The 12,173-nt window shown below is 64.0% G+C and carries 12 protein-coding genes; 1 reads left to right on the forward strand and 11 read right to left on the reverse strand.

The features are described 5' to 3' along the window. Positions 1-416: 416 nt before the first annotated feature. The gene (locus tag DM374_RS17640; RefSeq protein ID WP_110971025.1) at positions 417-1,976 is read right to left on the reverse strand and encodes a methyl-accepting chemotaxis protein; all 1,560 of its coding nucleotides are present in this window, start codon (positions 1,974-1,976) and stop codon (positions 417-419) included. 615 nt (positions 1,977-2,591) lie between these two features. Continuing rightward, on the reverse strand, positions 2,592-3,296 hold the full coding sequence (locus tag DM374_RS17650) for an alpha/beta fold hydrolase (protein WP_110971027.1): 705 nt from the start codon (positions 3,294-3,296) through the stop codon (positions 2,592-2,594). Positions 3,297-3,402: 106 nt separating this feature from the next. On the opposite strand from DM374_RS17650, the gene DM374_RS17655 reads away from it, so the two are divergent. After that, positions 3,403-4,107, forward strand: coding sequence for an SDR family oxidoreductase (locus DM374_RS17655; RefSeq protein ID WP_110971028.1), 705 nt, complete (start codon positions 3,403-3,405; stop codon positions 4,105-4,107). 33 nt (positions 4,108-4,140) lie between these two features. Here DM374_RS17655 and DM374_RS17660 read toward each other — a convergent pair whose 3' ends face one another. The 9 genes from DM374_RS17660 to DM374_RS17700 form a co-directional block, all read right to left on the reverse strand. Further along, the gene (locus DM374_RS17660; protein WP_110971029.1) at positions 4,141-6,039 is read right to left on the reverse strand and encodes a M14 family metallopeptidase; all 1,899 of its coding nucleotides are present in this window, start codon (positions 6,037-6,039) and stop codon (positions 4,141-4,143) included. 471 nt (positions 6,040-6,510) lie between these two features. Next, positions 6,511-7,140, reverse strand: a complete 630-nt coding sequence (gene ureG, locus DM374_RS17665) for an urease accessory protein UreG (protein ID WP_110971030.1) — start codon at positions 7,138-7,140, stop codon at positions 6,511-6,513. Positions 7,141-7,150: 10 nt separating this feature from the next. After that, the gene (locus tag DM374_RS17670) at positions 7,151-7,825 is read right to left on the reverse strand and encodes an urease accessory protein UreF (RefSeq protein WP_110971031.1); all 675 of its coding nucleotides are present in this window, start codon (positions 7,823-7,825) and stop codon (positions 7,151-7,153) included. Then, complete coding sequence (locus tag DM374_RS17675; protein WP_110971032.1) at positions 7,825-8,370, reverse strand: HupE/UreJ family protein; 546 nt, start codon at positions 8,368-8,370, stop codon at positions 7,825-7,827. The genes DM374_RS17670 and DM374_RS17675 overlap by 1 nt, the downstream gene beginning before the upstream one ends. Positions 8,371-8,389: 19 nt before the next feature. Further along, on the reverse strand, positions 8,390-8,893 hold the full coding sequence (ureE, locus tag DM374_RS17680) for an urease accessory protein UreE (protein ID WP_110971033.1): 504 nt from the start codon (positions 8,891-8,893) through the stop codon (positions 8,390-8,392). A gap of 15 nt (positions 8,894-8,908) precedes the next feature. Continuing rightward, the gene (gene ureC, locus DM374_RS17685; protein WP_110971034.1) at positions 8,909-10,612 is read right to left on the reverse strand and encodes an urease subunit alpha; all 1,704 of its coding nucleotides are present in this window, start codon (positions 10,610-10,612) and stop codon (positions 8,909-8,911) included. Next, entirely contained in the window at positions 10,609-10,926 is a 318-nt protein-coding gene (locus DM374_RS17690) for an urease subunit beta (RefSeq protein ID WP_110971035.1), read from the reverse strand. Before DM374_RS17690 ends, ureC begins: the two co-directional genes overlap by 4 nt. 21 nt (positions 10,927-10,947) lie before the next feature. After that, a complete protein-coding gene (locus tag DM374_RS17695; protein ID WP_110971036.1) occupies positions 10,948-11,250 on the reverse strand; it encodes an urease subunit gamma in 303 nt (100 codons plus the stop codon). 10 nt (positions 11,251-11,260) lie between these two features. Continuing rightward, a complete protein-coding gene (locus DM374_RS17700; protein WP_110971037.1) occupies positions 11,261-12,094 on the reverse strand; it encodes an urease accessory protein UreD in 834 nt (277 codons plus the stop codon). Positions 12,095-12,173 lie beyond the last annotated feature (79 nt).

Consider the following 12,173-nt stretch of genomic DNA (forward strand, 5'->3'; position numbering starts at 1 on the left):
CCAAGACAAAATGGACCCGCCGTAGAGGCGGAAGGGGCCGGCAGCCTCGCCAAATCGAATGGATAAGCTCACAGCACCAAAGCCCAAGCCCAAGCCCAAAGATCATCACCCCCACCATTCCGTGAAGAACCGAAAAAAGCCCCGGCAACATTGCCGGGGCTTTCCTGAAGACCTCAAACCGGAGAAATCGTCCCCAACGCGCCGATCACGATCGCCAGCACCAGAAACCCGAACAGAAAAATCGCCATCTTGCCCATCACTGCCTCCGATTACCTGAACAACGGTTCAGACGGGAGCAACGGAACAGCCGCTGCCAACCACGCCTTTACGGGGCTTATTGTCGGCAAGCAGCTGTTTGCATAACAGATGCAGAAAGCACTGAAAAATACGGATCAGATGCGTCCGCACAACACACCTCAGAAGCGGAAATGCCCAACCATCCCATGCAGTCGGTTGCTCAGGTGTTTGAGCTCGGTGCTCGCCGCGGAAATTTCTGCGCTGGCAGTAGCAGATTCCTCGGCAGTTTCCCGCACGCGGGTCACGCTCTGGTTGATTTCCTCGGTCACCGCCGCCTGTTCTTCCGCTGCGGTGGCGATCAGTTCGCTCATCTGCTGGATATTCGACACCTGACGAGTGATGTGCTCCAGGGCCATGCCGGTATCGCGCACGCCGGTAACCGAGGCGCTGGTCTGCTGCAGGTTGGTCTTCATCATCCCGGTGCTTTCGTCGGCGATGTGTTGAAGGGTGATGATCAGTTGCTCGATCTCGCTGGACGACGCCTGAGTCCGTTGTGCCAGGTTGCGCACTTCGTCCGCGACCACGGCAAAACCACGCCCGGCCTCGCCGGCCCGCGCCGCTTCGATGGCGGCGTTGAGCGCCAGCAGGTTGGTCTGTTCGGCCACGGCCTTGATCACGTCGAGGATCGCGCCGATGCGCCCGCACTCTTGCTGCAAGCGCCCCAGGGATTCGGCCGAGGTGCCGACGCCGCTGGCCATTTCTTCGATCTGGCGGATCGCCTGTTGCGACATCGCCAGCACACTGCTGACCTCCTGATCCGCGCCCTTGGCCGCACTCGCCGCTTCTTCCGAGTTTTTCGCGACTTCCTGCACGGTCATGGCGATCTCGTTCATCGCGGTGGCGACCATATCGGTCTCGTTGCGCTGGCTGTCGATGCCTTCCTGGGTGGTGCTGGTGATCGCCGCCAGTTGCGAGGCCGACGCCGCCAGTTGCTGTGAACCGCAGCCGATCTGCGAAATCACTTCGCGCAGGCTGGCGTTCATGGTGTTCAGGGCACCCAGCAGCACGCCCAGTTCGTCACTGCGCTCGACCTTGATATCGGCGGTCAGGTCGCCGCCGGCAATACGCTGAGCGGCCTGCACCGCCTGGCGCAGCGGGTAGACGATCTGCCGGCTGATCAGCAGCGCGACGGCAATGCCGCAGAGGATCGCCACCAGCGTCACGATGGCCAGGCGCATATGCGTGCTGTTCACCTGCTCGGAGGCACGTGCCTCTTCGGCGTAATACAGTTCGTTGACGCCGGCCTGCAGCCGCGACAGCAACTGGTTGGCCGCAGTCAGTTCGGCCACCGAGCGGGCCTGGTCGCGGGCTTTGGAGTAGGTGTCCAGGTCAGCGCGCAGCTTCTGTGCGGCACCCAGGTCCTGGGCCGGCCAGCGGCCCTCGCGGGCATCCAGCACCAACTGGTCGAAGCCTTCCTTGAGCTTGGCGTGGTGTTCCTGGTGCAGGGCCTGATGCTGGGCATCGCTGCTCAGGGCGAAGTTGTAGTTGGCTTCCCGGGTGAAGACGATTTCGTCGAACAGGCTGCTGATGAAGCTGATGCGCTGCAGCGATGCACTGCTGTTTTGCAGCCCGAAGCCCCCCAGCAGCGACAACAGCAAGGCAAACGACAACAGCAGGCCGAAACCCAGGCCGAGTTTGCGGGTAACGCTGAGGTTCTTCAGCGTGAATGCCTGTGACATACCTTTCTCCAACCTGTGAATTCATCCTCGCCGGTCCGCAGGTAACGGTAATCGGCAAGCCCAAAAAACCGGGAGTAATGTCATGACGCTGAAGCCGTGGGGGATCAGGTCGTGTACGAAAAGCCCGTACAGACCCAGGTGCGCAGAGGTGTTCCGGAGGGATTCACACTGGCATCCATGCAGTTCCCCGCGAGTGGGAACCGGGTGTATCCGGGCATCCGTTGCCCTGTTTTTGCCCATACTTTAAGTAAGGGGATAGTAACATTCGCAAACGATTGATCTCAATATGACACTAATGTCTGTTTGCCGCTATTGGTCCCCCTGCCCTGAGCCGAATGCAGTTGCGCCCAGCGTCTTGAAGACCGGCCCGCACAACCTTCGGAACTGTATGCCGGCGGTGCACGAACAGCACTCACGAAAGAGGCAAAAGACCTTATTGATCATGGCTTTATCGATACACGTAAACACGCGAAACGAGCTGTTTCCAGTGCCCTTGAATGGAATGCCCCGCTGCTCGTCCATAGTGGATGGATCGCAGAAACAAGTGCTCCAAACAACGGCGTAAGTCTGGGAATTTCCAGTGAGCTCGGAAAAGAGTTGCAACAATTACCCAGCTCAGATGACCACGCAGTTGCTCAGATGCCGCAGAAACACGTCGGCCCACTGGGGATCAGCGAGCATCCGCTGCAGCAGACCACTGTGGAGCGCACCCGGGACTACCCATAGCGAGCGCCATTCGGCATTCACCGCCGCATCATGCAGCCGTTGCGGAATCTCCAGCGGCACCACCTCGTCGTCGCCTGCGGCGATCACCAACAGGCGGCCACGAAAGCGCGAAAGCGTCGACCAGGCATCGCTGTCGGCCCAACTGCGTGGCTGGCGGATCAGCTCCGAAAACGCCGGGCCGAATGGCACGTCGTAGGCTTCGGGACAATAAACGCCGGGGACTACCAGCACCAGGGCGCGCAGGTCGAAGATTTCACTGAGACGGATGGCGTTATAGGCACCCATGCTGGCGCCGATGATTGCCGTCGGGATCTGTGTCGCCTCGATCACTGCCTGCGCCTGGACGGTGCGGTCCTGTAACGAGGTGCCGAGCTTGTCGCCCGCGGTCCGGCCATGGCCGATGCAATCGAACGCGGTGGAACCCACGCCGTGCCGCGCCAGCTCCGCGCGCACACCGTCATAAATCCCCGAATGCGCGGCGCCGCCGCCGTGAATTGCCAGCAGATGGGCGGAGCCGGCGCCGGGACGATGATCGGCGAACAGCCGGGCAGGACCGTAACTGACCTGGAGCGCGACGGGGGACTGTGTGGACATGGCGATAGATTTTCTACTGGGTTGGCGATGGAAAACTGACTCTCTGGGCGGACGCGTGCCTGCTAGCCTTGGTCAGCTTAAACCTCGAACCACGGGAGCACGATCAATGACGGTAGAAAAAGTGGCGATCATCACCGCCGGTGGCAGCGGCATGGGCGCAGCGGCAGCACGACGGCTGGCGGCGGACGGCTTCAAGGTCGGCATCCTCTCCTCCTCCGGTAAGGGCCAGGCGCTGGCCGAGGAACTGGGCGGCATCGGCGTGACCGGCTCCAACCAGTCCAACGACGACCTGAAACAACTGGTGGAGCAGGTGCAGGCGCGCTGGGGCCGCATCGACGTGCTGGTCAACAGCGCCGGTCACGGCCCGCGAGCACCGATCCTGGAAATCAGCGACGAAGACTGGCACCGCGGCCTCGACACCTACCTGCTCAACGTGATCCGCCCGACCCGCCTGGTGACGCCCATCATGCAGCGCCAGCGCGACGGCGTGATCATCAATATTTCCACTGCCTGGGCGTTCGAGCCGAGCGAGATGTTCCCCACCTCCGCGGTGTTCCGCGCTGGCCTCGCTTCGTTCAGCAAGATCTTTGCCGACACCTACGCCCGCGACAACCTGCGCATGAACAACGTCCTGCCCGGCTGGATCGACAGCCTGCCGGCCACCGAAGAACGCCGCGCGAGCGTACCGTTGCAACGCTACGGCAGCAGCGAGGAAATCGCGGCTACCGTAGCCTTCCTCGCCTCGCCGGGCGCCGCCTATATCACTGGCCAGAACATTCGGGTCGACGGCGGGATTACCCGCTCGGTGTAAGCCCAGCCGGTCCCGCAGCGGGGCCGGCGCGCTTCAATACACCACGCCCACCGGGTAGACGAAGGCGTTGACGTCATAGAACGGCGTGCGCTGATAGAACCAGCTCAAGCGCGCCTGCGGATCGGCGGCGAACGCCGGGTCGGCCTTCAGCGCCTGTTCGAACTCGGCCTTCAGCGCCGGACTCTCTTCCAGCATTTTCCGCGCCATCGGTTCCATCACGTATTCCTCGGGCTCTTCCGCTACCACCAGGGTCGAGTTGAAGAAGCCCCAGGCCCAGAACGAGTCGGGGCTTTCCGGGTACAGCAGGTTGACCGCCAGCACACCGAGCGGCTGATCGAGGTTGATCACCATCGAGCCCGCCGGGAAGGTCTGCAAGCGTTCGAAGGGTTTCGCCACGCCGCTGACCAGCAGATGCCCTTCGTAGCCGGGAATTTCGTTGGACTTGGCCCGGTCCGGCTCGAAGCCGCCCGCCACTTTCACCTCGTCCATACGGAACAGGGTCACGGCCACGGCAGTGGGTTTGTCCAGCGTGCGCATGTCGATGCCATGGGCCTTGAGCCGGGCGATCACCTCGCGCCACTGGGCCGGCACGATGTACTGCTTCGGCCGCTTGGTGATCAGGTCCGGCTCGGTGTTGCCGGTGACCGGCACGTCGAGGCTCTTCGGCTGGTTGCTCCAGACGATGGTCCTGGCCCCGGTGATCGGCGAGGTGTCGTAGCGGTAGTCGCCCACGGTGAACGGCACGGTTTCAGCCTTGCCCGCCTTCCAGGTCAGGATCACGTCTTTCTGCGCCGCCAGACGCGCGCGGTCCTTGGCGATGGCGGCGCGCAGCGAGGCCGACTGCTCGCCGATCACCTGGAACATGCTCTTGAGCATCACGTAGTTGCCCAGCACCTGGGTCTTGTACGGATGCAAGGCGTGCTGTTCGATCAGGATCGACGGCACGTTGCGGATATCACCGTACTGGTTGGAGAACCGCGCCAGGTCGGTGCGGTACGGGTAGTAACCCTGGGTCGGGTCCTGGTTGTCGTTGAAGCTGATGCACTCGTGAACCACATGACCTGCGTCCTGCAACGCGCGGTACACCGGTGCCCGCATCACCTCGTCCATCCACGCGCTGCTGGCGGGCGACCAGCCGTTGCCGTTGTGGCAGTACGAACTGTCGTAGGGGTACATGGCGCCGTCGGTGGAATGGGTGTCGGCGAAGAAGCTCAGTTCATAGGTGTTGAACACCCAGGCGACGTTGCGGATCTCGGCGCTGTCGAGCTTGGTGAAGTCGCGGTTGAGGTTGTAGTTCAGGCCATTGACCCGCCAGCCGCTGACATCGGGGCCGTTCTGGTTGATGCGGCCGTAGGGGCTGCGGCGCACGTCGCCGTCGATATTGACGGTGGGAATGAACAGGATATTGACCCGTTCCAGCAGCCCGGCCAGCGCTTTGTCGCCACTGGTCATGTCGCGCAGCAGCATGAACATGGCGTCCTTGCCGTTGGACTCGCCGGGGTGGATCTCGGCTTCAACGAAGATCGTCGGCTTGCCGGATTTTTTCAGCCCGGCGGGCGACTTGTCGGCGCTGGTGGAGGCGACCGCCAGCAGCATCGGGTAACCTTCGGCGCTCTTTTCCGGCAGGTCGGTAAGTACCACCCGGCCACCGGAGGCAGCGGCCAGCTTTTTCAGCCAGGCGCGGGTTTGTTCATAGGTGCTGGTCTGGCGGAAATCGCTGGATTCGGCCACCGTGATCAGCGGATTGTCGGCCTTGGCGATGTACTGCGTGCTGGTGATCTGCTGTTCGAACATCGCCGGCAGGATGCGTTGCTTCGCCGCTTGCAGGTAACCGCTGTCATCAATGTAGGCCGGCGCGCCGGGCAAGGCGGCCTGGACCGGCAGACTGGCACCGAGCGACAGCGCGGCGAAAAGCAGGTGCGGGTGCTTCATCATGAGTTCCTTCTCTCACAGGGACTGGCAACCTTAGAACACATTGCAAGACGATACGAGGGCGCTTTTACCTTGATAGTTGCAGCGTTCTGTAGATCGAGCGCCGCCCGCGCGGCGCATCGCGAGCAAGCTCGCTCCTACATAGGTTGCAACGTACCTATGTCTGTTAGGCCATGGTTGACCGCCTTGTTTGCACGACGTGTTATCGAGTCGACCTCAACAGCCTCCCCGCGATCCATCGCCAAACGCCAAGGGCTGGCAACCCAAATCTTACAGGCCATGGCACGTTGCAACCAATGTAGGAGCGAGCTTGCTCGCGATGCGCCGCGCGGGCGGCGCTCGATCTCAAGAGCGCTAGAAAATCCCAGACGTGCGCCTAGTGGCCATTACTAGGTCCTTTGACAAGCGACCTCCGGCCATCACATGACCGAAATATGTGTAGATACCCATGCGCATCGATCTCAACTGCCACTACCCCGCCTTCGCCGCATCCAGCATGCCCCGATCGACAATGAAGTCGATCAGCGTCTGCAAGCCATGCCCGGTCTTGAGGTTGGTGAATGCCCACGGCCGCTCCGGGCGCATGCGCTGGGTGTCGCGCTCCATCACTTCCAGCGACGCACCGACATACGGCGCGAGGTCGATCTTGTTGATCACTAGGAAGTCCGACTTGGTAATCCCCGGCCCGCCCTTGCGCGGGATCTTCTCGCCTTCGGCGACGTCGATCACGTAGACCGTGAGGTCCGCCAGTTCCGGGCTGAAGGTGGCGCTGAGGTTGTCGCCGCCGCTTTCGACAAAGATCACGTCGAGGTTGCCGAAGGTGCGCGCCAGTTCTTCCACCGCCGCCAGGTTCATCGAAGCGTCTTCACGGATCGCGGTGTGCGGGCAGCCACCGGTTTCCACGCCAACGATGCGCTCCGGTGCCAATGCGCCGGCTTCGGTGAGGATGCGCTGGTCTTCCTTGGTGTAGATGTCGTTGGTCACCACGGCGATTTCATAATGGTCGCGCATGGCCTTGCACAGCGCTTCGAGCAGCGCGGTCTTGCCGGACCCGACCGGGCCACCGACGCCGACACGCAGGGGTTGCTTGTAACTTTGCATAGGGGATTCCTCAGGATCGGAACAATCGGGTGTATTGGGTTTCGTGCCGGGACGAGGCAATCGCCAGCAGCGGCAGGCCGCCGCCGAGCTGGTCGTCAGGCACGGCCAGGGCCTTTTCCAGGACGGCGGGCAGCTCTTCAGACAGATCACGCAGCAGCGTCTGCGCCGCCTGCTGGCCGAACGGCACCAGCTTGACCCCGGCCATCACCGCGCCTTCCAGCCAGATGAAGCCATGCCCCAGGGCCAGGTCGCGCAGCGGAATCTGCCAGTGCACCGCGAGCCACGCCATGCCGCCGAGCTGGCTCAGCTCCAGGCTGGCGCGCCACGCAGGGTCCTGGCCCAATTGCCAGCCATCCAGCAGGCGCATCAGGGCCTTGCCGCGCTGGCGTTCTTCGGTGCGTAGCTCGGCGGTTTCGCGGTTGCTCAGCAGAAATTGGCTCCACTGCGTGAACGCGGCGACATCGCCGGTCTCGCAGGCGCGATACAAGCGCGCCAACAACGGCCAGTCGAGGTAGCCGAGGGTGTCGTGCAACTGCTGGCGCTGCCAGTCGGCAAAGCCCGCAGCACCGTGCACCCAGCCGGCCTCCACCGCCCATTCCAGCCCCTGCGAGTAGGTGAAACCACCCACCGGCAGGTTCGGGCTGGCCAGTTGCAGCAGGCGCAGCAGCTTCAGGTCGGCGCTCATCAGCCCGCCAACATCACAGCGGCGCCGGCCAGCAGACCGCCGCCGAAGGCTTGTTGCAGGCGGGTGTGGCGACGCAACAGGCAACCCACGCCGAAGCCGGCCAGCAACAGCAGGCCGCTGACGGTGACAAAGCCCGCGCTGAACACCCAGAACGCACCCGGGCTGGATTCAACGCCGTGGGCCCAGCCGTGGAACAGCGCAAACACCGGCATGACCAGCGACAGCAGCACCTGGCGGCGCGGCAGCAACAACGCGGCGCCCGCAACCAGCAGCGAGCCGAGGATCATGGCTTCCATGCCGATCACGCCGCCGAACAGATGACCCAGCACCGCGCCGCTGAACATCGCGCACAAGGTCAGCAGCGGCAGGGTCAGGCGGCTGCGGGTCAGCGCGGCGAGCACGCCGGTACCGATCAGCATCAGCAAGTGATCAAGACCGGTCAGCGGGTGCAGCAGGCCGTCCTGCAGCGGGTTGGCGTCGTGGCCGGGGTGAGCCAGGGCGGGTACGGCGACCAGCAGCAAAGCCAGGGCGAGGTATTTCTTCATGGGGTGCTCCTTGTTGGAATCAGTGGGCCTGGGCAGGCAGGCGAATGAATGGATGGTCCTGAACCTGACCATGACTATGTGCATGGCTGTGCGGCGCACTCTGGTAGGCGCCGGCCTCGGGCTCGAACGGCGCCTGCTCCAGCGTCACTTCCAGGCCGAAACCGCGAACCATGTCGTCCAACACATAGTCATGCTGGTAGCGCACGAAACCGGCCTCGATCTGCAGCGGCACATGGCGGTTGCCCAGGTGGTAGGCGGCGCGGGCCAGCAGTAGCGCGTCGTCGCAGCGCACCGTCGAGACGTCCTCGGCGGCGGCGATGATCCGCACCACCTCCCTGCCCTCGCCATCGGCGAGCAATTCACCGCCGCGAATCAACTGACCGCGCTCCAGCAGCAAGCCGGCGTCGCGGCCGTCATCGAGGGTGATGCGCACCCGGCTCTTGATCCGCGTGTCCAGGTTCAGGGTCGCCGTGGCGGTCGTCACGGCATCGGTTTCGGTCACCCGGCGGGTCAACAGAATCATGGGTTCTCCTTGGGGTTAGAACAGGAAGTAGCGCTGGGCCATGGGCAGCACGCTGGCCGGCTCGCATACCAGCAGCTCGCCGTCGGCGCGCACTTCATAGGTCTGCGAATCCACCTCGATGTTGGGCATCAGGCCGTTATGCACCATGTCGCCCTTGCGCACCGTGCGGCAGCCGTGGGCCAGGCCGATCAGGCTGCGCAGCCCCAGTTGCTGGTGGATGCCGCCATCGAGGGCGGCCTTCGACAGGAAAGTCATCCGGGTGGCATGCCGCGCCGCGCCGAGGGCGCCGAACATCGGCCGGTAATGTACCGGCTGCGGCGTAGGGATCGAGCCGTTGATATCGCCCATCGGCGCGGTGGCGATCATCCCGCCCTTGATCACCAGCGCCGGCTTGACGCCAAAGAAGGCCGGCGCCCAGAGCACCAGGTCGGCCAGCTTGCCGGCTTCCAGCGAGCCCACTTCATGGGCGATACCGTGGGTCAGCGCTGGGTTGATGGTGTATTTGGCGATGTAGCGCTTGACCCGGGTGTTGTCGCTGTACGACGAATCCCCCGCCAGCGGCCCGCGACGCAGTTTCATCTGGTGCGCCACCTGCCAGGTGCGCAGCACCACTTCGCCGACCCGGCCCATGGCCTGGGAGTCCGACGAGGTCATGGAGAAGGCGCCGAGATCATGCAGGATGTCCTCGGCGGCGATGGTCTCGCGACGGATCCGCGATTCGGCGAACGCCACGTCCTCGGCGATGCTGGTGTCCAGGTGGTGACAGACCATCAGCATGTCGAGGTGCTCGTCCACCGTGTTGACGGTGTACGGCAGGGTCGGGTTGGTGGACGACGGCAGCACGTTGGCGAAGCTCGCCGCGCGAATGATGTCCGGCGCGTGACCACCACCAGCACCCTCGGTGTGGAAGGTGTGGATGGTGCGGTCGCCGATGGCGGCCAGGGTGTCTTCGATGCAGCCGGACTCGTTGAGGGTGTCGGTGTGGATCGCCACCTGCACGTCCATCTCCTCGGCCACACCCAGACAGCAGTCGATGGCCGCGGGGGTCGAACCCCAGTCCTCGTGCAGCTTCAGGCCCACGGCGCCCGCGGCGATCTGCTCGCGCAGGGCCTCCGGTCGCGACGCATTGCCCTTGCCCAGCAGGCCGATATTGATCGGCAGCTCATCCGCCGCCTGGAGCATCCGCGCCAGGTACCACGGCCCTGGTGTGCAGGTGGTGGCGTTGGTGCCGGTGGCCGGCCCGGTACCGCCGCCAATGAAAGTGGTGATGCCGGAGGTCAGCGCCTCTTCCACCTGCTGCGGGCAGATGAAGTGAATGTGTGAGTCGATGCCACCCGCAGTGACGATCTTGCCTTCGGCGGCGATCACCTCGGTGCCCGGCCCCACCGGCAGGGTCACGCCGGGTTGCACATCAGGGTTGCCGGCCTTGCCGATGCCGAAGATGCGGCCGTTCTTCACGCCGATATCGGCCTTGACGATACCCCAGTGGTCAATGATCAGCGCGTTGGTCAGCACCAGGTCCATGGCTTCGGCGGCGAGCATCTGACCCTGGCCCATGCCGTCGCGGATCACCTTGCCGCCGCCAAATTTGACCTCTTCGCCATAAATCGTGAAGTCCTTCTCGACCTCGACCCACAACTCGGTATCGGCCAAACGCACGCGGTCGCCCACGGTGGGGCCGAACATGTCGGCGTAGGCCCGACGGGAAATCCGACTCATGCCTGCACCTCCAGCTTGCCCATGACCTTGCCCTGGAAGCCGTAGACTTCGCGCTTGCCGGCGTAAGGCACCAGCGTGACGCTGCGCGACTGCCCCGGTTCGAAGCGCACTGCGGTGCCGGCAGGAATATCCAGGCGATAGCCGCGGGTAGCCTCGCGCTCGAACACCAGGGTGTCGTTGACTTCAAAGAAGTGATAGTGCGAGCCGACCTGCACCGGCCGGTCGCCGTGGTTGGCCACGCTGACGCTGACTGTCTCGCGTCCGGCGTTGAGCTCGATGTCGCCAGCGGCGACCTGTATTTCTCCGGGAATCATCCTGCTCTCCTGTTGCACCGCTCAGACGATCGGGTCATGGACGGTGACCAGCTTGGTCCCGTCGGGAAAGGTGGCTTCCACCTGGACGTCATGGATCATCTCGGGCACGCCCTCCATCACCTGCTCACGGGTCAGCACCTCGCGACCCATGTTCATCAGTTCGGCGACGGTGCGCCCGTCGCGGGCGCCTTCCATCACCGCCGCGCTGATCAGCGCCACCGCTTCCGGGTAATTGAGTTTCAGGCCACGGTCACGGCGGCGCTCGGCGAGCAGCGCGGCGGTGAACAGCAGCAGTTTGTCTTTCTCTCTCGGGGTCAGCTCCATGGTCGCTCTCTCAGGTGGCCCAGATACGCGGCGGGCACGGCGCCAGGCCGGTGATGGCCGGACGCAGCGCGTGCCAGAGCCGCGCCAGTGTGGATTGAAGACGCTGGTTGTCGTGGTCCAGCAGGCGGACCACCAGCAAGTGGCCGAGCAGGGTCGCCCCGGCCGGTACAGTGAGTTCGTCAAGCAACGCTCGCGCCTGCTCCAGCAGCTCGGCAGTGGCGGGCGCGGCACAGAACGTGGCTTGCAGCGGATACCCGGCGAGCTTGTGCAACTGCCCGCCGTCGATGCGCAGGCGTTCGTGCAGGCCGGGATCGTCCGGCATGTCGATGAGCAGACGGCTGTCCAATGTGCCGCGGTTGAAACGCTCGCCCATCACCGGACGGCCCAGGCACAGGGTTTCCCATGCCAGCAGGCGCGCGCCGGGCGCCAGGCTGAAGCGGCTTTCCAGGCTGAGCCGGGCGCCGTCGAAGCAGATATTGCCTTGAGGCAGCCACTCCAGGGTGCTGCCTTCGGCCAGGTGAAAATGCTGCTTGAGCACCGAAACGGGGCCGGCGCTGCGGTAAAACTTGGTGGCGCCGGGCATGGTCAACAGCGCGTGGCTGCCGGACTCCAGGTGCACGTCGAGGGTCAGGCGATCACCGCCCACCACACCGCCGGGCGGGTGCAGCACATAAACGTGGCACGGCGCGCCCTCGGGGTAGAACGGCCGCTGCACCAAAAGAGGTCCGAAATGACGTCGCGCACCAATACAGGTCTTACCGCCTCGTTCAACGAAGCGCAGCATCAACTCGGCGCTCCAGCCCGCAGTGGAATTCGCGGGCGGAAGCTGTTCGGGTAGGGACATTCCAGCGGTTCCGGCAAACACCGCGTTTATTGGGACTGACGGGCAGTCCCTGGCACACGCGGCGGTTAAAGAACGTCTG

This window comes from Pseudomonas huaxiensis, assembly GCF_003231275.1.
In the GTDB taxonomy this organism is placed as follows: Bacteria; Pseudomonadota; Gammaproteobacteria; order Pseudomonadales; family Pseudomonadaceae; genus Aquipseudomonas; species Aquipseudomonas huaxiensis.